Source organism: Streptomyces sp. NPDC096013 (assembly GCF_044763565.1).
Lineage (GTDB): Bacteria > Actinomycetota > Actinomycetes > Streptomycetales > Streptomycetaceae > Streptomyces.
Genome location: NZ_JBIWGK010000002.1, coordinates 105523 through 125137, shown reverse-complemented (window position 1 = coordinate 125137; position 19615 = coordinate 105523). Strand labels below are relative to the sequence as shown.

At 70.4% G+C, this 19615-nt stretch carries 19 protein-coding genes; 13 read left to right on the top strand and 6 right to left on the bottom strand.

What is annotated here, in order from left to right:
* The first annotated feature begins 347 nt into the window (after window positions 1-347).
* Window positions 348-3095 carry a pyruvate dehydrogenase (acetyl-transferring), homodimeric type gene (gene aceE, locus ACIRB1_RS08040; RefSeq protein ID WP_352183388.1) on the top strand — a complete coding sequence of 916 codons (2748 nt, stop codon included), beginning with the start codon at window positions 348-350 and terminating at the stop codon, window positions 3093-3095.
* Between the two features lie 82 nt (window positions 3096-3177).
* Window positions 3178-3960, top strand: coding sequence for a potassium channel family protein (locus tag ACIRB1_RS08035; protein WP_352183387.1), 783 nt, complete (start codon window positions 3178-3180; stop codon window positions 3958-3960).
* Between the two features lie 160 nt (window positions 3961-4120).
* Here the strand turns inward: ACIRB1_RS08035 and ACIRB1_RS08030 are convergent, their stop codons facing one another.
* Together ACIRB1_RS08030 and ACIRB1_RS08025 are read right to left on the bottom strand one after the other, a co-directional pair.
* Window positions 4121-4399: a small hydrophobic protein gene (locus ACIRB1_RS08030; protein ID WP_352183386.1), complete on the bottom strand. Its 279-nt coding sequence runs from the start codon at window positions 4397-4399 to the stop codon at window positions 4121-4123.
* A 234-nt stretch (window positions 4400-4633) separates the two neighbouring features.
* The gene (locus tag ACIRB1_RS08025; RefSeq protein WP_403464970.1) at window positions 4634-6253 is read right to left on the bottom strand and encodes an MFS transporter; all 1620 of its coding nucleotides are present in this window, start codon (window positions 6251-6253) and stop codon (window positions 4634-4636) included.
* A gap of 82 nt (window positions 6254-6335) precedes the next feature.
* Between ACIRB1_RS08025 and ACIRB1_RS08020 the strand changes: the two genes are divergently transcribed.
* The 3 genes from ACIRB1_RS08020 to ACIRB1_RS08010 all read left to right on the top strand — a co-directional run bounded on the left by ACIRB1_RS08020 (window position 6336) and on the right by ACIRB1_RS08010 (window position 9204).
* On the top strand, window positions 6336-6971 hold the full coding sequence (locus ACIRB1_RS08020; RefSeq protein ID WP_403464969.1) for a TetR family transcriptional regulator: 636 nt from the start codon (window positions 6336-6338) through the stop codon (window positions 6969-6971).
* A 93-nt stretch (window positions 6972-7064) separates the two neighbouring features.
* Entirely contained in the window at window positions 7065-8297 is a 1233-nt protein-coding gene (locus tag ACIRB1_RS08015; protein ID WP_352183383.1) for an alpha/beta hydrolase, read from the top strand.
* Window positions 8298-8355: 58 nt separating this feature from the next.
* Window positions 8356-9204, top strand: coding sequence for a DUF4429 domain-containing protein (locus ACIRB1_RS08010; RefSeq protein ID WP_403464968.1), 849 nt, complete (start codon window positions 8356-8358; stop codon window positions 9202-9204).
* A gap of 71 nt (window positions 9205-9275) precedes the next feature.
* Here ACIRB1_RS08010 and ACIRB1_RS08005 read toward each other — a convergent pair whose 3' ends face one another.
* Together ACIRB1_RS08005 and ACIRB1_RS08000 are read right to left on the bottom strand one after the other, a co-directional pair.
* Window positions 9276-10292, bottom strand: coding sequence for an aldo/keto reductase (locus ACIRB1_RS08005; RefSeq protein ID WP_403464967.1), 1017 nt, complete (start codon window positions 10290-10292; stop codon window positions 9276-9278).
* A complete protein-coding gene (locus ACIRB1_RS08000) occupies window positions 10289-10753 on the bottom strand; it encodes a MerR family transcriptional regulator (RefSeq protein ID WP_352183380.1) in 465 nt (154 codons plus the stop codon). The genes ACIRB1_RS08005 and ACIRB1_RS08000 overlap by 4 nt, the downstream gene beginning before the upstream one ends.
* Before the next feature lie 97 nt (window positions 10754-10850).
* On the opposite strand from ACIRB1_RS08000, the gene ACIRB1_RS07995 reads away from it, so the two are divergent.
* Window positions 10851-11318 carry a GNAT family N-acetyltransferase gene (locus ACIRB1_RS07995; protein WP_403464966.1) on the top strand — a complete coding sequence of 156 codons (468 nt, stop codon included), beginning with the start codon at window positions 10851-10853 and terminating at the stop codon, window positions 11316-11318.
* A gap of 19 nt (window positions 11319-11337) precedes the next feature.
* Window positions 11338-12153, top strand: a complete 816-nt coding sequence (locus ACIRB1_RS07990; protein WP_403464965.1) for a serine hydrolase domain-containing protein — start codon at window positions 11338-11340, stop codon at window positions 12151-12153.
* On the opposite strand, the gene ACIRB1_RS07985 is transcribed toward ACIRB1_RS07990, so the two are convergent.
* Window positions 12150-12803 carry a pirin family protein gene (locus ACIRB1_RS07985; protein WP_403464964.1) on the bottom strand — a complete coding sequence of 218 codons (654 nt, stop codon included), beginning with the start codon at window positions 12801-12803 and terminating at the stop codon, window positions 12150-12152. The genes ACIRB1_RS07990 and ACIRB1_RS07985 overlap by 4 nt on opposite strands.
* Window positions 12804-12874: 71 nt before the next feature.
* On the opposite strand from ACIRB1_RS07985, the gene fasR reads away from it, so the two are divergent.
* The 5 genes from fasR to fabF all read left to right on the top strand — a co-directional run bounded on the left by fasR (window position 12875) and on the right by fabF (window position 17846).
* Entirely contained in the window at window positions 12875-14080 is a 1206-nt protein-coding gene (gene fasR, locus ACIRB1_RS07980) for a fatty acid biosynthesis transcriptional regulator FasR (protein WP_352183374.1), read from the top strand.
* 89 nt (window positions 14081-14169) lie between these two features.
* Window positions 14170-15087, top strand: a complete 918-nt coding sequence (locus ACIRB1_RS07975; protein ID WP_352183607.1) for an ACP S-malonyltransferase — start codon at window positions 14170-14172, stop codon at window positions 15085-15087.
* 18 nt (window positions 15088-15105) lie between these two features.
* Window positions 15106-16104: a ketoacyl-ACP synthase III gene (locus tag ACIRB1_RS07970; RefSeq protein ID WP_328831674.1), complete on the top strand. Its 999-nt coding sequence runs from the start codon at window positions 15106-15108 to the stop codon at window positions 16102-16104.
* 107 nt (window positions 16105-16211) lie between these two features.
* Window positions 16212-16460, top strand: a complete 249-nt coding sequence (locus ACIRB1_RS07965) for an acyl carrier protein (RefSeq protein WP_033286874.1) — start codon at window positions 16212-16214, stop codon at window positions 16458-16460.
* A 114-nt stretch (window positions 16461-16574) separates the two neighbouring features.
* Window positions 16575-17846, top strand: coding sequence for a beta-ketoacyl-ACP synthase II (gene fabF, locus ACIRB1_RS07960; protein ID WP_352183373.1), 1272 nt, complete (start codon window positions 16575-16577; stop codon window positions 17844-17846).
* 117 nt (window positions 17847-17963) lie between these two features.
* Here fabF and ACIRB1_RS07955 read toward each other — a convergent pair whose 3' ends face one another.
* Entirely contained in the window at window positions 17964-18458 is a 495-nt protein-coding gene (locus tag ACIRB1_RS07955; RefSeq protein WP_352183372.1) for a DUF3145 domain-containing protein, read from the bottom strand.
* A gap of 252 nt (window positions 18459-18710) precedes the next feature.
* On the opposite strand from ACIRB1_RS07955, the gene ACIRB1_RS07950 reads away from it, so the two are divergent.
* Window positions 18711-19613 carry an SGNH/GDSL hydrolase family protein gene (locus ACIRB1_RS07950; RefSeq protein ID WP_352183371.1) on the top strand — a complete coding sequence of 301 codons (903 nt, stop codon included), beginning with the start codon at window positions 18711-18713 and terminating at the stop codon, window positions 19611-19613.
* The last annotated feature ends 2 nt before the right edge of the window (window positions 19614-19615 follow it).

Genomic DNA, 19615 nt, shown 5'->3' with positions numbered 1-19615 from the left:
CCGGCGATTCGGAACGCCGAAACGGTGACGATCCTGGCCGTGTCGCCGCAACTCCAGGCACGCTATCGCGGCCACCGGTGACGTACACCACAGCGTTCTGCCCGGTTTGCACGTTTGAGAACCCTCCGAGGGTACGCGACTCGAATGACTTTGCTAAACGAGTCACGGTTACCTCACGGTAGAGATGACGATTGCCGTCCTGCGGTAGACCATGGGGAACGGTGCGGAACCATGGGAAATCCAGCGCCTATAAGCCTCGATAAGCACCCATCAGATCCCCATCAGCCCTCAGACAGCCCACTCAGACAGCCCCCTCACACAGCTCCCTCTGACAGGTAAGGAACAGCGTGGCTTCCGGATCCGATCGCAATCCGATCATCATTGGCGGCCTTCCGAGTCAGGTTCCTGACTTCGATCCCGAAGAGACCCAGGAGTGGCTGGACTCGCTCGACGCCGCCGTGGACCAGCGCGGCCGTGAGCGGGCCCGCTACCTGATGCTCCGGCTGATCGAGCGGGCCCGCGAGAAGCGCGTGGCCGTGCCCGAGATGCGCAGCACGGACTACGTCAACACGATCGCCACCAAGGACGAGCCGTTCTTCCCCGGCAACGAGGAGATCGAGCGCCGCATCCTGAACGCCACCCGCTGGAACGCGGCCGTGATGGTGTCCAGGGCCCAGCGTCCCGGTATCGGCGTCGGCGGCCACATCGCCACCTTCGCGTCCTCCGCCTCGCTCTACGACGTGGGCTTCAACCACTTCTTCCGGGGCAAGGACCAGGGCGACGGCGGCGACCAGATCTTCTTCCAGGGGCACGCCTCGCCGGGCATCTACGCCCGCGCGTTCCTCCTGGACCGGCTCAGCGAGCAGCAGCTGGACGCGTTCCGCCAGGAGAAGTCGAAGGCGCCGTACGGGCTGTCCTCGTACCCGCACCCGCGGTCGATGCCGGACTTCTGGGAGTTCCCGACCGTGTCGATGGGCCTGGGCCCGCTCGGCGCGATCTTCCAGGCGCGGATGAACCGCTACATGGCGGCGCGCGGGATCGCGGACACGTCGAAGTCGCACGTGTGGGCGTTCCTCGGCGACGGCGAGATGGACGAGCCGGAGTCGCTCGGCCAGCTGTCGATCGCGGCGCGCGAGGGCCTGGACAACCTGACCTTCGTCGTCAACTGCAACCTCCAGCGGCTCGACGGCCCGGTGCGCGGCAACGGCAAGATCATCCAGGAGCTGGAGTCGCAGTTCCGGGGCGCCGGCTGGAACGTCATCAAGCTGGTCTGGGACCGCACCTGGGACCCGCTGCTGGCCCAGGACCGCGACGGCGTGCTGGTCAACCAGCTCAACACCACGCCGGACGGCCAGTTCCAGACGTACGCCACGGAGACGGGCGCGTACATCCGCGAGCACTTCTTCGGGCACGACCACCGGCTGCGCGCGATGGTCGAGAACATGACCGACGACCAGATCCTGCACCTGGGGCGCGGCGGGCACGACCACCAGAAGGTCTACGCGGCCTTCGCGGCGGCCAAGGAGCACAAGGGCCAGCCGACCGTCGTCCTCGCGCAGACGGTCAAGGGCTGGACGCTGGGCCCCAACTTCGAGGGCCGCAACGCCACGCACCAGATGAAGAAGCTGACGGTCGCCGACCTCAAGGGCTTCCGCGACCGGCTGCACCTGCCGATCACCGACCGGGAGCTGGAGTCCGGCGCGCCGCCGTACTTCCACCCGGGCCGGGACTCGGAGGAGATCCAGTACATGCACGACCGGCGCAACGCGCTGGGCGGTTATGTCCCGACGCGTGTCGTCCGCTCGAAGCCGCTGGCGCTGCCCGAGGACAAGACGTACGCGAGTGTGAAGAAGGGTTCGGGCCAGCAGTCGATCGCCACCACCATGGCGTTCGTACGGCTGCTCAAGGACCTCATGCGGGACAAGGAGATCGGCAAGCGGTTCGTGCTGATCGCGCCGGACGAGTACCGCACGTTCGGCATGGACTCGTTCTTCCCGAGCGCGAAGATCTACAACCCGCTCGGCCAGCAGTACGAGTCGGTGGACCGTGAACTCCTGCTCGCCTACAAGGAGTCGCCGACCGGGCAGATGCTGCACGACGGCATCTCCGAGGCGGGCTGCACGGCCTCGCTGATCGCGGCGGGCTCGGCGTACGCGACGCACGGCGAGCCGCTCATCCCGGTCTACGTCTTCTACTCGATGTTCGGTTTCCAGCGCACCGGTGACCAGTTCTGGCAGATGGCCGACCAGTTGGCGCGCGGTTTCGTACTGGGCGCGACCGCCGGCCGTACGACACTGACCGGCGAGGGTCTGCAACACGCGGACGGGCACTCGCAGCTGCTGGCGTCGACCAACCCGGGGTGTGTCGCCTACGACCCGGCGTACGCGTACGAGATCGCGCACATCGTGCAGGACGGGCTGCGGCGGATGTACGGCTCGGACGCGGAACACCCGCACGGCGAGGACGTCTTCTACTACCTCACCGTCTACAACGAGCCGATCCAGCACCCCGCGGAGCCGTCCGACGTGGACGTGGAGGGCATCCTCAAGGGCGTTCACCGCATCAGCCAGGGGACTTCGGGGACCGTGCCGGCGCAGATCATGGCGTCCGGTGTCGCGGTCCCGTGGGCCCTCGACGCGCAGCGGATTCTCGCCGAGGAATGGAACGTCCGGGCCGACGTGTGGTCCGCGACCTCCTGGAACGAACTGCGGCGCGAGGCGGTCGAGGTCGAGCGGCACAATCTCCTTCACCCGGAGGAGGAACAGCGAGTTCCTTATGTCACGCGGAAGTTGAGCGGGGCGGAGGGGCCGTTCGTGGCCGTTTCCGACTGGATGCGGTCTGTTCCCGACCAGATTTCTCGATGGGTGCCCGGGACCTATCAGTCGCTCGGGGCTGACGGGTTCGGGTTCGCCGACACTCGCGGGGCGGCTCGGCGGTTCTTCCACATCGACGCGCAGTCGATCGTGGTGGCCGTGCTGACGGAGCTGGCCCGGGAGGGGAAGGTCGACCGGTCCGTGCTGAAGCAGGCGGTCGACCGGTACCAGTTGCTGGATGTCGCCTCGGCCGATCCGGGGGCCGCCGGAGGGGACGCCTAGTTCTTCGGGTGCGGGGCGTGGGGACTGCTCGCGCGGTTCCCCGCGCCCCTGCGGGGCGCTCCGCTCGCCCTAACATGCGGGCATGAAGGAACAATCGGCGCAAGCCCGCTGGGAGTTGCATACTCAGCGGCCCCTGCTGGGGCTCGCGGTCGCGTTCGCCGTGGCCTATGCCCTGCCGATCGTGGACTCGACCGCGGGGCATCGGCTGACGACCGTGTGCACGGTCGTCGAGTGGGTGGTGTGGGGGGCGTTCGCCGCCGACTACCTGATGCGGCTGGCGATGTCCCGGGACCGGCGGCGGTTCGTGCGGACGCACTGGATGGACCTGTGCGCCGTGGTGGTGCCGATACTCCAGCCGCTACGGCTCCTGCGCATGGTGTCGACGCTGATACTCGTCGGGCGCCGGGCACGGATGGCCTCGCAGATCCAGCTGACGACGTATGTCGCGGGCTCGGTGATCGGGCTCCTCATGTTCGGTTCGCTCGCGGTGCTCTCCGTGGAACGGGACTCCCCGAACGGGAACATCCGCACGCTGGGTGACGCCGTGTGGTGGTCGTTCACCACGATGACGACAGTGGGCTACGGCGACCACGCCCCGACCACCGGCCTCGGCCGGATGATCGCCGTCGGCCTGATGCTGTCCGGCATCGCGCTGCTCGGTGTGGTCACCGCGAACATCGCCACATGGTTCATCGCCCGCTTCGAGAAGGACGACGTGGAGGAGCGCCGCCAGACGCGGGCGATCGAGGAGCTGACGGAGGAAGTTCGGGCGCTGCGGGCTGAGGTGGCGGCGCTGTCGGGGGCGGAAGCGGGGGCTGGGGCGGCGGGGGTTCGGCGGGCGATGGGCGACGAGGTGGCGCGTTAGGGCCTGTCCCCACAGGGAGGCCGCGCGGCGTCAGGTGGCCCCAGCCGTCATGGCGGCCGGGGCGGGGCGGACCCTCACCCAGGTGAATGTCCACCCTCGCTCCGCTCGGAGACCGGCTGCCCGGCCTCCCCCAGCCGGGCACCCACCTGCTCACGCCCGCTCAGAAGAACGTCCACAGGACCGCCGCCAGCGTGTCGATCGCGCCCAGGATCAGGGCGATCAGGGCCGGCAGGGAGCGGGAGCCCACCCAGCGGCGGCCCATGGAGAGCCAGCCGCAGATCACGGCGAGTGGGCCCAGGAGGATGCCCAGGGTGAAGAAGCCGGCGATGGCGCAGACGAGTCCGATGATGCCCAGGGTCGCGCGGTCCGGCCCGGTCCCTGACCTCATACGGCCACGTGAGCGGGGGTATTTGCGCGTTCCGTTGCCGAGACCCGTCATCGTCAACTCCCTGGGCGTGCATGCCAGTTCGGCCGGTCTGTCTATGCCCTTCGGGTACCCCGCCCGACGCGAAGAAAGCCTGCCTGCGCGCTGCCCCCCTCCGGCAGCGCGCCGCAGACCACCCGTCCCCCCTGCCCTGCGGAGGACTTGACCCACTGTGACCTGCGGCGCGTACCGGGTGCCAGGAATCTTTAGCGGAGTCACCCTGATAGGCGAACTCCCCCCGCATCGGGGTCAGATGTGGGCCGCCCCCGCGCCCGCCTCCGCGTTCTCGCCGCGCTTGGTCAGGAACGCGACGAACACCGCGATCACCGCCACACCGGCCGCGACCAGGCAGGCCAGGCTCATGCCGGAGATGAACGTGTCGTGGGCGACCTGCGTGATCTTCGCGGCGATCGCCTCCGGGGTGTTCGGAGCGACCGGGGCGACACCGACCTGCACCGCCTCGGCGGCGGCGTCCAGCTGCGGCTGGGTGAGCTTGGGCAGACCCGCGTCCGCCCAGTTGCCGGCGAGGTCGCTGTCGACGCGGGAGGCCATCACCGCGCCGAGGACGGCCGTACCGAGGCTGCCGCCGATCTGCATCGCGGCCTGCTGGAGACCACCGGCGACACCGGAGAGCTCCATGGGCGCGTTGCCCACGATGACCTCGGTCGCGCCGACCATCACCGGGGCGAGGCCGAGGCCCAGCAGGGCGAACCAGATCGACATGACGGCGCTGCCGGTGTTCGAGTCCAGCGTGGACATGCCGAACATGGCGATCGCGGTGGCCGCCATGCCGCCGGCCAGCGGGATGCGCGGGCCGAGCTTGGTGATCGCGGCGCCGGCGAGCGGAGAGCCGACGATCATCATCCCGGTGAGCGGGAGGAGGTGGAGACCGGCGTCGATGGGGCTCATGCCGTGCACGTTCTGGAGATAGAACGTCACGAAGAACAGGCCGCCCATGAAGGCGATCGCCATCAGGACCATGAGGACCACACCGGCGGACAGCGGGACCGACCGGAACAGGCCCAGCGGGATGAGGGGTTCCGCGACCCGCTGCTCCCAGAACGCGAACAACGCGAAGCCCACCACCGACACGGCGAGGAACGTCCAGGTCGTGCCGGAGCCCCAGCCCCAGGCGGGCGCCTTGATGAGGGCCCAGACGAGACAGAACATGGCGCCGGAGAGCAGCCCGATGCCGAGGATGTCGAAGGAGCGCGGCGCGTTCTCCGCGCGGTGGTCGCGCAGGATCAGCAGGCCGAGGATCAGCGCGATGGCACCGACCGGCACGTTGATGAAGAACACCGACTGCCAGTTGACGTGCTCGACGAGGACGCCGCCGAGGATCGGGCCGCCCGCGGTGGAGGCGCCGATGACCATGCCCCACAGGCCGATGGCCATGTTGAGCTTCTCGGCCGGGAAGGTGGCCCGCAGCAGGCCGAGCGCGGCCGGCATCAGCAGCGCCCCGAAGAGACCCTGGAGCACGCGGAAGGTGACGACGAACGCGATGCTGTGCGAGAGCCCGATGGCGCCGGACGCGAGGGCGAAGCCGGTGACGCCGATCAGGAAGGTCTGGCGGTGACCGAAGCGGTCACCGAGCTTGCCCGCGGTGATGAGGGAGACCGCGAGGGCGAGGAAGTACCCGTTGGTGATCCACTGGACGTCGGCGAAGCTGGCGCCGAGGTCCTTCTGGATGGCCGGGTTGGCGATGGCGACGATGGTGCCGTCGAGGGCCACCATCATGACGCCGACGGCGACGGTTATGAGGGTGAACCACGGGTGGCCGCGCAGCCCCGTGGACGGCGTCGGGTCGGACGGGGCGGCTGGTGCCTTGTCCCCCGGCCCCGGCGCGCTGATGGTGGTCTGACTAGTCATACGCGGAGGCTAATGTCAGCCACTGACAGTTGACAAACAGGTTCAGATGTCGCGGACTGTCAACAATCGCGAGGAGAACAGCATGGAGACGTTGCGCGAGCGAAAGAAGGCCCGTACGCGGGACGCGCTGCTGCGTGCCGCCCTGGAGCTGTTCACCACCAAGGGGTACGAGCGGACCACGGTCGACGAGATCGCCGAGGCCGTCGACGTCTCGCAGCGCACCTTCTTCCGCTACTTCGCGAGCAAGGAGGAGGCCGCGTTCTTCGTGCCCCGGCTCACCGAGACCCGCTTCGTGAGCGCGGTCCGCGCCCGCCCGCCGCAGGAGGCCCCGCTGGAGACGCTGCGCCGGGCCGTGCTGGAGAGCTGGGACACCATCAACGAGGCGATCCAGCAGGTCGTACCGCTGGAGCTGCACCTGCGGACCTACCGGGTGATCGAGTCGACGCCCGCGCTGCTCGCCGTGCATCTGCGGCGCTCGCTGGAGCTGGAGGAGGAGCTGGCGCAGATCATCGCCCGGCGCGAGGGGCTCGGCGTCGACGCGGACCCCCGGCCCCGGCTGGCGGTGGCCGTGTTCGGCGGGGTGATGCGGGTGGTGGAGCGGATGTGGATCGCGGGGGACGACCTCAGCGTCGACGCGATGCGGGAGCTGACCGCGGAGTATCTGGACGCGGTGGGACCGGCGCTCGCCGAGAACTGGCGGGCGAGCCGCGTCGGGTGAGTCGTACTGAGTTTCTCGTCACGTCCCGCTGAAACGTGATACCCGTCACTCGGTTAACGCGAGACCCTCTCGTTCTCCTAGTGTGTCCTCCCAGTGACTTCCTTCGACTCCTCCCCCACGCTGAACGCCTGGCGCGCACTGCTCGCGCTGGCCGTGGTGTTCGTGATGCTGGCGACCACCGGCTGGACCGCGGTCCGCAGCCACCCGGGGAAAACGGCGCTCCAGTCCTCCCTCTCCGCGTGGGAGCACGGCCATGTGAACGGGCGCGAGCTGCCCGACCCGGACGCCTCCCCGACCCGGCTGGCCCGCTTCTTCGCCTCGCTCACCGCGCAGCAGCGCACGCGCCTCGCGCACCGCTATCCGCTCGCGGTCGGCAACATGAACGGCGCCCCGGTCTCGCTGCGCTACCGCGCCAACCGCATCGCTCTCGACCAGCAGCGCGCGGTCGAGAAGAAGCGCATGCACGACCCGCGCCTCACCCCCGTCGGCAAGCAGGAGGCGGGCCGGCTCCTGCACCGCTTCGAGGCGCTGACGACCGGGGACCGCCACATCCTGTCCTTCGACCCCGAGGGCTCCGGCCGCATCGCCGAGGTCTTCGGCGACCTGGACACCGCGCAGCGGGTGTCGGTCATCGTCCCCGGGGTCGACACCGACCTGCTCACGTTCCAGAAGACGTACAAGAACTACACGGCACCGGTCGGCATGGCGCAGAACCTGTACGCGGCCGAGAACACGGCGAAGTCCGCGACGGACACCGCCGGCACGCGGACCGCCGTCATCGCCTGGGCCGACTACACCGCCCCCGGCGGCCTCGGCATCGACTCGGCCACCGCGGGACGCGCCGAGGCCGGTGCCATACGGCTGAACGCGCTGGTGCGGGCGCTGCCCGGCGCCTCGCGGATCGCCCTGTTCTGCCACAGCTACGGCTCGGTGGTGTGCGGGGTCGCCGCGCACGAACTGCCCGCCCGGGTGACCGACATCGCGGTGGCCGGGAGTCCCGGTATGCGCACCTCCAGCGCCGCCCACCTGCACACCGATGCCCGGGTGTGGGCGATGCGGGACGCGAACGACTGGATCCAGGACGTGCCGTACATGGAGCTCGGCGGCCTGGGCCACGGCGAGGACCCGGTGTCGAACGCGTTCGGCGCGCGGGTGCTGGCCGCGAAGGACGCACAGGGCCACACCGGGTACTTCGCGCCCGGCACCGACAGTCTCGCCAACTTCGCCGACATCGGGGTTGGCGCGTACCACTCGGTGACGTGCGCGCACGAAGGTGACACCTGCCGAGAGGGTTTGTCCGGCGCCTCGGCGGCCGGACGCGCGTAGAAACAGCAGGAAGTGCGGTCTGCGCGGGGATGGGACGGAGGAGCATGTGCCGCCTACGATGAGCCGCATGGGTGACGTACTGGCCGGATTTCATGCCGCCTGGGAGTTCGAGTCCGACTCCGTGCTCATCCGCTACGAACGGGGCATCCGGACACCCAAGCTGTTCCAGGCGCTCGGCGAGCGCCGGATCCCCTTCGAGGCGATCGAGACGGTGACGCTCGCGCCGGGCCGGCGCGGCACGGTCGTGCTGCGCGTGGAGCCGCGGGCGGGGGCGGACCCTCTGATGGAGACGGCCGCGGGTCAGCTCAAGGAGAGCTGCGATCCGTACCGGCTGGCGCTGCCCGCCGAGCGGGAGACTCTCGCCGAGTACTACGCCGACGAGTTGCGTGCGCGCCTCAAACCGCACGAGGGGGCGGCGGAGCGGTTTCTCGTGGCCGCGCCCGAGGTGCCGCTCCGGTTCAAGGCCTACGACGGGAAGGCGTCCTTCGACGGGAGGACGGTGTCGTTCCGGTGGTTCTGGACCGGCGCGTCGTCGGCGAAGTGGAAGGCCGGCGACCAGAGTTTCGCGGTCGCCGACCTGAACGGGGTCGAGTGGCGCTCCCCCGAGGTCTTCGAGGGGCATCTACGGCTGTTGCACGGCACCGCGCCACTGCTGCCTGTCGACCAGGACCCGGCGGCTGTGGTGTTCGGGCTGGGGTACGGACCCGTGCACGAGTCCCTGCCGTTCGCGGCGGCCGTGCTCGCCGCGGTGCGCTCCGCGCGGCCCAGTGCGGTGATACCGGCCGCTCGGCGGGATCCTGCGGATATCGCCGAGCGGATTCGGCATCTGGGGGAGCTGCACGCGTCGGGGTTGGTGACGGACGAGGAGTTCACCGTGAAAAAAGCGGAGCTGCTGGCCGAGCTGTGAGTGCGGGTCCGTTGTGGCAGGTCGCGCAGTTCTCCGCGCCCCTGAAGGGGCGCTCCGGCTCGGGGTGTTTTCTACTCCCTGTGGGACGACGTGAACGTCATGTCCGCGTAGCGGTCGCCCGCCACCTTGCCGGCGATCGGCTCCAGGAGGGACAGCTCGTCGTCCGTCAGGACGATCCTCGTCGCCGCCGTGTTCTCCTCCACCCGGCCCGGCTTGGTCGTCCCGGGGATCGGGATGACCGGGAGGCCGTGGACCTGGGAGCGCTGTTGGACCCAGGCCAGGGCGATCTGGCCCAGGGACGCTTCGTGTGCCTCGGCGACCGTGCGGATCGGGTCGAGGAGGGTGGCGTTGGCGGCCGCGTTCTCGCCGGTGAAGCGGGGCTGGGTGCGGCGGAAGTCGCCCTCGGTGAGGTCCTGGTCGGCGTCGGCGAAGGAACCGGTGAGGAAGCCCCGGCCCAGCGGTGAGTACGGTACGACCGCCACGCCCAGTTCGGCGGCGGCGCCGACCAGGCTGATCTCGACGTCTCGGCTGAACAGCGACCACTCCGACTGCACGGCGGCGATGGGGTGCACGGCGTGCGCCGCCCGCAGTTCCGCGCCGGTGACCTCGCTCAGGCCCAGGTGCTTGACCTTGCCCTCGGCCACCAGTTCCGCCATCGCGCCGACGGTGTCCTCGATGGGGACGGCCGGGTCGCGGCGGTGCATGTAGTAGAGGTCGATGACGTCGACGTCGAGCCGCTGGAGGCTCGCCTCGACCGCCTGGCGGATGTACGGGCGGTCGTTGCGGATGACGCGCCGGGTGGGCTCGCCGGGCGGGATCGACAGGGCGAACTTGGTGGCGATGACGAGCTGGTCGCGGTGCGCCTTGAAGAACGGCGACAGGAACCGCTCGTTCTCGCCGACGCCGTACGCGTCCGCCGTGTCGTACAGGGTCACGCCGAGTTCGAAGGCGCGGTCCAGGGCGGCCTGGGACTGCTTCGCGTCCGCGGGGCCGTAGGCGAAGCTCATGCCCATGCAGCCGAGGCCCTGGACGCCGACCTCGGGGCCTGCCGCGCCGAGCCGTGCGGTCGGGATCGTGGTGTCGGTCATCCTGCCTTCTCCTTCTCGTGGGCGCGGCCGGCCGTGGCGTAGAAGTTGATCTTCCGGTCGAGGACGGCCAGGGTGTCCTGAAGTTCGGCGATCCTGGCGATGACGTCCCTGCGGGTCGCCTCCAGGAGTTCGAAGCGGTCGCCGTAGGTGTGCTCGCCCTCGCGCATCAGCTCGGCGTAGCGGACCATGTCGGCGACCGGCATCCCGGTCAGGCGGAGCTTGCCGACGAGGTCGAGCCAGTCGAGGTCGCGGTTGCTGTAGCGGCGCTGGCCGGTGTGCGAGCGGTCGATGTGCGGCATCAGCCCGATGCGCTCGTACCAGCGCAGGGTGTGCGCGGTCAGCCCGGTGAAGGCGACGACCTCGCTGATCGTGTAGCTGTCCGCGCCGTCCGGACGCCGCTCGGCCTGTGGCGGGCCCGCGCAGCTGTCGGTACTGGTACCCGTGGTCTCCATCACCGTCATGACCACCACGCTATGGCCTTGGAGTGCACTCGAAGCAAGCGGAACCGGTAAGAAATCGGCGGGACGGGCGAAGGGCGCGGTGGATAGCGTACGGACCATGAGTCTCGTACGACGGGCAGTGCCCGAGGATGCCGCCGAGCTGCTGCGACTGCGCCAGGTGATGATCGACGCGCTGCCCGGGTCGGACCCCGGCACGGACTGGCACGCGGAGTCCCTGCCGACGCTGAAGGAGCGGCTGGCGTCGGACGGGGACTTCGGGGCGTTCGTCGTGGACCATCCGGAGCGGCCGGGCGCGCTGGCCGCGCTGGTGGTCGGCACGGTGGACTACCGGATCGGGAAGGCGGGGAACCCGCGCGGGAAGGCCGGGTTCGTCTTCAGCGTGGCCACCGACCCGGACGCGCGGCGCCGGGGATACGCCCGCGCGTGCATGGAGGAGCTGCTCCAGTGGTTCCGCGAGCGCGGGGCCGGCCAGGTCCTCCTCACCGCCTCCCCCGACGCCGAGCCGCTGTACGCCTCCCTCGGCTTCACGCGCAAGCCCGACCCCATGATGGGGCTCATGCTCTGAACCACTTAGGCTCGACGGCATGTCCTTGCAGAGCCTCGCGCTGATCGAGAACTGGCCGGTGCCGACCGCGGCGGCGGCTGTCGTACGCGCCGACGGAACCCTTCTGGGAACCCACGGCCCGACCGACCACCGCTTCCCGCTCGCCTCGGTCACCAAGCCGCTCGCGGCGTACGCCGCCCTCGTCGCGTACGAGGAGGGCGCGATCGAGCTGGACGAACCGGCGGGTCCGCCCGGCGCCACGGTCCGCCACCTCCTCGCCCACACCTCGGGCCTGGCCTTCGACGAACACCGCGTGACGGCCCCGCCCGGCCAGCGCCGCCTGTACTCGAACGCGGGCTTCGAGCAGCTCGGCGACCATGTGGCGAAGGCGACGGAGATCCCGTTCGCGGAGTATCTGCGCCAGGCGGTCCTCGACCCCCTCGGCATGGCGTCCACCTCGCTGGACGGCTCCCCCGCGAAGGACGGCGTCTCCACGGTCGACGACCTCCTCCGCTTCGCCGCCGAACTCCAGGCCCCCCGCCTCCTCGACCCCCGCACGGTCGCCGAGGCGATGACGGTCCAGTACCCCGGCACCAAGGGCGTCCTCCCCGGCTACGGCCACCAGAACCCCAACGACTGGGGCCTCGGCCTGGAGATCCGCGACTCCAAGTCCCCCCACTGGACGGGCAGTTCGTCCTCCCCGCGCACCTTCGGCCACTTCGGCCAGTCGGGCACGTTCCTGTGGGTCGACCCGGCCGCGGGCGCGGCCTGCGTGGCCCTGACGGACCGGGCGTTCGGCCCGTGGGCGGTCGAGGCATGGCCGCCGTTCACGGACGCGGTGCTGGCGGAGCTCTAGGTCATCTCCCACATCAGCACCTCGGCCCCGGTGGCCGCCTCCACCACCAGCTCCCGCGCGTCCGTGACCCGCGCCGCGTCCCCGGGGCCCAGCTTCTCCCCGCCCATCCGGACCTCACCGCGCACGACATGGACGTACACCTGCGCCGCGTCCGGTACGGCCGTGCGCTCGCCGGGGACCAGGCGTCGGACATGGAGCATCGCGCCGGCCTCCGGTACCGCGTAGGGCGTGGAGTCGGCGATGCCGCGGACGATCTCGTACGACGGTTCGCCGCCGGGTTCCAGGGGGGCCAGCCACATCTGCACGAAGGTCAGGGGGCCGTCGCCGTCGTTGCGTTCGACGTGCCGGACGCCGGCGGCCGAGCTGAGGCGCTGGACGTCGCCGGGGCGGACCCGGGTCAGTTCGCCCGTGGAGTCGCGGTGGCTCAGCTCGCCCTCCACGACCCAGGTGATGATCTCGGTGTGGCTGTGCGGGTGTTCGTCGAACCCGGCGCCGGGTGCGAGCCGTTCCTCGTTGCAGGCGATGACCGCGCCGAACCGGAGGTTGTCGGGGTCGTAGTGCGGGCCGAAGGAGAAGGCGTGCCAGGACTCGATCCCGGCCTGCGGGTCACCCCCTGGGTAGCGCTCGGCGGAGCGCCGTACGTCCATCACACGGACCACGGTAGACCTCGGTCGAGACCCGCCACCGCACGCTCCCGTCCGGATAAGGCAGTCTTGTCCCCGTGCCCGAACCCGAAACCAGCAAACCCGCAGGCCCTGTGCCCCGTGCCCATTCGCACCCGGCGACTCTGAAGCGGCTGGAGCAGTCGTCCGGGAGTCTCGCCGCCCAGGCCATCGCGCGCATGGACGAGACGCTGTCGTGGTACCGGGCGATGCCACCGGAGAACCGTTCCTGGATCGGGCTGGTCGCGCAGGCCGGTATCGCCGCGTTCACCGAGTGGTTCCGGCATCCCGACGCCCCGCAGGCCATCTCCACCGATGTGTTCGGCACCGCCCCGCGCGAGCTGACCCGGGCCATCACGCTGCGCCAGACCGTGGAGATGGTGCGGACGACCATCGAGGTCATGGAGTCCGCCATCGACGAGGTGGCCGCCCCCGGCGACGAGTCGGTGCTGCGCGAGGCGCTGCTCGTCTACGCCCGCGAGATCGCCTTCGCGACCGCCCAGGTGTACGCGCAGGCCGCCGAGGCGCGTGGCGCGTGGGACGCCCGGCTGGAGTCCCTCGTCGTGAACGCCGTGCTGAGCGGTGAGGCCGACGAGGGGGCGGTCAGCAGGGCCGCCGCGCTCGGGTGGAACTCGCCCGAGCATGTGTGTGTGGTGCTGGGGACCGCGCCCGACGGGGACAGCGAGCTGACCGTGGAGGCGATCCGGCGGGCCGCCCGGCACGCCAAGCTCCAGGTGCTCACCGGGGTGCTCGGGGACCGGCTCGTCGTCATCGCGGGCGGGAGCGACAACCCGCTCGCCGTCGCCAAGTCGCTGATCGGGCCGTATGCCGCGGGACCCGTCGTGGCCGGGCCCATCGTGCCCGACCTGCTCGCCGCCACCCGCTCCGCGCAGGCCGCCGCCGCCGGGCTCAAGGCGTGCGCCGCCTGGCAGGACGCCCCGCGCCCGGTACTGGCGGACGACCTGCTTCCGGAACGTGCGATGGCCGGTGACCCCGGCGCCCGGGACCAGTTGGTGGAGGAGATCTACAGACCGCTGGAGGAGGCCGGGTCCGCGCTTCTGGAGACGTTGAGTGTCTATCTGGAGCAGGCGAGTAGCCTCGAAGGTGCCGCGCGCATGCTGTTCGTCCATCCCAACACCGTGCGCTACCGGCTTCGACGTGTGACTGACGTCACCGGCTGGTCGCCGTCGGATGTACGCTCCGCGTTCACGCTGCGGATCGCGCTGATCCTGGGGCGTCTGGCTGATGGAGATCCCCAGAACTAACCTTTTGTCGGGGCCCCACAAAACCCCTTCCCGTTCTTCGTCCCTGTCCCCACGGGCGGCCGTGCCCGTCCCCAAGAGAGAGTGTGAGAGTGCTCGTACTCGTCGCTCCCGGCCAGGGCGCCCAGACGCCCGGCTTCCTGACCCCCTGGCTCGACCTCCCCGGTGTCGAGGACCGTCTGCGTGCCCTCTCGGCCGCCGCCGACCTCGACCTGGTGCACTACGGCACGGACGCCGACGCGGACGAGATCCGTGACACCGCCGTCGCCCAGCCGCTGCTCGTCGCCGCCGGACTGGTCTCCGCCGCGGCCCTCGGCACCGTGAACCCGGGTGCCGTCGCCGGGCACAGCGTCGGCGAGATCACCGCCGCCGTCCTCGCGGGCGTCCTGGACGACACGGCCGCCCTGGCCCTCGTACGCAAGCGCGGTCTGGCGATGGCCGAGGCCGCCGCGATCACCGCGACCGGCATGTCCGCGCTGCTCGGCGGCGACCCGGACACCACGGTCGCGCACCTGGAGAAGCTCGGCCTGACCCCGGCCAACGTGAACGGCGCGGGCCAGATCGTGGCCGCCGGCACGATGGAGCAGCTCGCCGCCCTGGAGGCCGACAAGCCCGAGGGCGTCCGGCGGGTCGTGGCCCTGAAGGTGGCCGGCGCGTTCCACACCCGGCACATGGCCCCGGCGGTCGACACGCTCGCCAAGGCCGCGCTGGAGCTGACGCCCGCCGACCCGGCGATCACCTATGTCTCGAACAAGGACGGCCGGACGGTCGCCACCGGTGCCGAGGTGCTGGACCGGCTGGTCGGCCAGGTCGCCAACCCGGTCCGCTGGGACCTCTGCATGGAGACCTTCAAGGAGCTGGGCGTCACCGCCCTCCTGGAGGTGTGCCCCGGCGGCACCCTGACCGGCCTCGCCAAGCGCGCCCTGCCGGGCGTCAAGACGCTGGCCCTGAAGACCCCCGACGACCTGGACGCGGCCCGCGAGCTCATCGCCGAGCATGCCGACGCCTGAAGAAGGAGCCGTAGGAACATGTCGACGAAGATCAAGCCGAGCAAGGGCGCGCCGTACGCGCGCATCCTCGGTGTGGGCGGTTACCGTCCGGTCCGGGTCGTCCCGAACGAGGTGATCCTGGAGACGATCGACTCGTCGGACGAATGGATCCGCTCCCGTTCGGGCATCGAGACCCGGCACTGGGCGAACGACGAGGAGACCGTCGCCGCGATGTCCCTGGAGGCGTCCGGCAAGGCCATCGCGGACGCGGGCATCTCCGCCGAGCAGATCGGCGGCGTGATCGTCTCCACGGTCTCGCACTTCAAGCAGACCCCGGCCGTGGCGACGGAGATCGCCGACAAGCTGGGCACGGACAAGGCCGCCGCGTTCGACATCTCGGCGGGCTGCGCGGGCTTCGGCTACGGCCTGACCCTCGCCAAGGGCATGATCGTCGAGGGCAGCGCGGAGTACGTGCTCGTCATCGGCGTGGAGCGGCTGTCCGACCTGACCGACCTGGAGGACCGCGCGACGGCCTTCCTGTTCGGTGACGGCGCGGGCGCGGTCGTCGTCGGCCCCGCCAAGGAACCGCACATCGGTCCGACCGTGTGGGGCTCGGAGGGTGACAAGTCCGAGACCATCAAGCAGACCGTGCCGTGGACCGAGTACGACAGCACGGGCAAGTTCCCTGCGATCACGCAGGAGGGCCAAGCGGTCTTCCGCTGGGCCGTGTTCGAGATGGCGAAGGTCGCCCAGCAGGCGCTGGACGCGGCCGGGATCACCCCGGACGACCTGGATGTCTTCATTCCTCACCAGGCCAACGAGCGGATCATCGACTCGATGGTGAAGACGCTGAAACTGCCGGAGCACGTCACGGTCGCGCGTGACGTACGCACCACCGGCAACACCTCGGCCGCCTCGATTCCGCTCGCTATGGAGCGGCTTCTGGCGACCGGCGAGGCCAAGAGCGGCGACACCGCGCTCGTCATCGGCTTCGGGGCGGGTCTCGTGTACGCCGCGACGGTCGTTACCCTCCCCTAGGCACTCCGTGCCGGATCATCATCTGGTCCGGCACGGTCGCATCCACCCGCCGCTGCCGCGGCGGGGCACCGCCACACCCTCTGGATCACAAAGAAGGAGCGCCTGACATGGCCGCCACTCAGGAAGAGATCGTCGCCGGTCTCGCCGACATCGTGAACGAGATCGCCGGCATCCCGGTTGAGGACGTCCAGCTGGACAAGTCCTTCACCGACGACCTGGACGTCGACTCGCTGTCCATGGTCGAGGTCGTCGTCGCCGCCGAAGAGCGCTTCGACGTCAAGATCCCCGACGAGGACGTCAAGAACCTCAAGACGGTCGGCGACGCGACCACCTACATCCTCGAGCACCAGGCCTGAGCCACGTCTCGGGCCCGGACCACCGGGCCCTAGCCGCCTCATAGGCCCGGCTGCATGGCCCCGCCACCCGGCGGTGGCGCCGCTTCATCCTCGTACCGTTGGAGAAAGATTTCCGTGAGCCCGACCAATCGCACCGTGGTCGTCACCGGTATCGGCGCAACCACACCGCTGGGTGGCGACGCAGCCTCTACCTGGGAGGGCATGGTCGCCGGCAAGTCCGGCGTCAAGCCCCTGGAGCAGGAGTGGGCCGCCGAGCAGGCGGTCCGTATCGCCGCGCAGATCGCCGTGGAGCCGTCGGAGGTCATCCCGCGTCCGCAGGCCCGCCGTCTGGACCGCTCGGCGCAGTTCGCGCTGATCGCGGCGCAGGAGGCGTGGGCCGACGCCGGTTTCACCGACAAGGCCGGCGAGGACACGTCCGTCGACCCCGACCGGCTCGGCACCGTCATCGCCTCCGGCATCGGCGGTGTGACGACCCTGCTCGACCAGTACGACGTGCTGAAGGAGAAGGGCGTCCGCCGCGTCTCCCCGCACACCGTCCCCATGCTGATGCCGAACGGCCCGTCCGCCAACGTGGGTCTGCTCGTGGGCGCCCGCGCGGGCGTGCACACGCCGGTCTCCGCGTGCGCCTCCGGCGCCGAGGCCATCGGCTACGCCATCGAGATGATCCGTACCGGCCGCGCCGACGTCGTCGTCGCGGGGGGCACGGAGGCGGCGATCCACCCGCTGCCCATCGCCGCGTTCGGCAACATGATGGCGATGTCCAAGAACAACGACGACCCGCAGGGCGCCTCGCGTCCCTACGACACCGCCCGTGACGGCTTCGTCCTCGGCGAGGGCGCGGGCGTCCTCGTCCTGGAGTCCGCCGAGCACGCCGCGAAGCGCGGTGCCCGGGTGTACGCCGAGGCGGTCGGCCAGGGCATCTCGGCCGACGGCCACGACATCGTGCAGCCGGAGCCGGAGGGGCGCGGGATCTCCCACGCCCTTCAGAACCTGCTCGACAACACCGATCTCGACCCGGCGGAGATCGTGCACGTGAACGCGCACGCCACGTCGACGCCCGCGGGTGACGTGGCCGAGCTCAAGGCGTTGCGCAAGGTGTTCGGCGACGACGCCGACCACATGGCCGTCTCGGCCACGAAGTCCATGACCGGGCATCTGCTGGGCGGTGCGGGCGGTGTCGAGTCCGTGGCGACCGTGCTCGCGCTGTACAACCGGATCGCGCCGCCGACCATCAACGTGGAGAACCTCGACCCCGAGGCGGAGGCCAACGCGGATGTCGTCCGCGGGGAGGCCCGCAAGCTGCCGGTCGAGGGGCGTATCGCCGCGCTGAACGACTCGTTCGGGTTCGGTGGGCACAACGTGGTGCTGGCGTTCCGGACGGTCTGAGACATTCGCTGAACGGCGTGTGGCCCGCTCCCTGGGTTTGGGGGGCGGGCCACACGTTGTTTTTCGGCTATCGGCCGGTGGGGGCTGGTCGCGCAGTTCCCCGCGCCCCTAAAAACATCACACCACCTGGTGCAGCCAGCGGACCGGAGCTCCCTCGCCCGCGTAGCGGAACGGCTCCAGCTCGTCGTCCCACGGCTTGCCCAGGAGCTTGGCGATCTCCGCTTCCAGGTCGGTTTCGCCCTGTTGAGACCTCGTCAGGGCCGCGCGGAGGCGGTCCTCCGGGATGAGGATGTCGCCGTGGATGCCGGTGACGGCGTGGAAGATGCCGAGGTCGGGGGTGCAGCTGTAGCGCTCGCCCTCGGCGGTGGGGCAGGGTTCGGCGGTCACCTCGAAGCGCAGGAGGTGCCAGCCGCGGAGGGCCGAGGCCAGTTTGGACGCCGTGCCGACCTCCGCCTGCCAGGAGAATTCGGAACGCCAGGTTCCGGGGGCCGCGGGCTGTCGGATCCAGTCGAGGCTGACGCGTGTGCCGAGCACCCCGGCGACGGCCCACTCGACGTGCGGGCACAGCGCGCGCGGCGCGGAGTGCACGTACAGAACTCCACGTGTCGTCACCGGGACCTCCGGACAGAGCGGGGCATCTTGCGGGCTGGCAAACGGCGGCGGCAGCGCAGCCATGTTGAGGGCGAGGCTACCGTGCGGCGGGGCGCGGAGTGTGACGTACCGTCCGTCCCACTGCCAGGAAACCCCGCCATTCACCCATGGGGACGCTTGTACGGGGTGAGCCGTTGCATCGCGCACGTTCGGGAACCCTCGCGCGTTGTGATGGGTTGAGACGTGACACGACACCAAGGGGCTGGGCCAGGCATGCGATTCCGACGCCACCGTTCACGGGCCGTGCTCGCCGTCACGGCGGCGGCCGTCCTGGGCGCCGCCGGCTGTGACGCCGGCGGCGGCTCGACGAGCCCGCACGGCAAGAGCGGTACGGCGGCGAAGGCGAAGCCCTCCCCCACCCCGCTGTGGGACAGCAGCCCGTCCTCGGTCGCGGCGGTCGGCGACTCCATCACCCGCGGCTTCGACGCCTGTACGGTCCTCTCCGACTGCCCGGAGGTCTCCTGGGCGACGGGCAGTTCGGCCTCGGTCGACAGCCTCGCCGTACGGCTGCTGGGCAAGGCGGGCGCGGCGCGGCGCAGCTGGAACTACGCGGAGACCGGCGCGCGGATGGCCGACCTGCCCGCGCAGATCGGCCAGGCGGTCACCCGCAGGCCGCAGTTGCTCACGGTGATGGTGGGGGCCAATGACGCCTGCGCGGCCTCGACGTCGGCGATGACCTCCGTCGCCGACTTCCGCACCGACTTCGAGACCTCGCTGAAGACACTGCGCAGGTCACTGCCGAAGACGCAGGTCTACGTCTCCAGCGTGCCGAATCTCAAGCGGCTCTGGTCGCAGGGGCGGACGAACCCGCTGGGCAAGCAGATCTGGAAGCTGGGCATCTGCCCCTCGATGCTGGCCGACGCGGACGCCCTGGACTCGGCGGCGACCGAGCGGCGGGACACGGTGCAGGACCGGGTGGAGGCGTACAACACGGTGCTGAAGGAGGTGTGCGCGAAGGACGAGCGATGCCGTTTCGACGGGGGCGCGGTCTACGACTACCGCTTCGGGACGGACCAGTTGAGCCACTGGGACTGGTTCCACCCGAGCACGGACGGCCAGGCGCGGCTCGCCGAGATCGCCTACCGCCACGTCACCGCACGTACACCCGTGACCTAGGG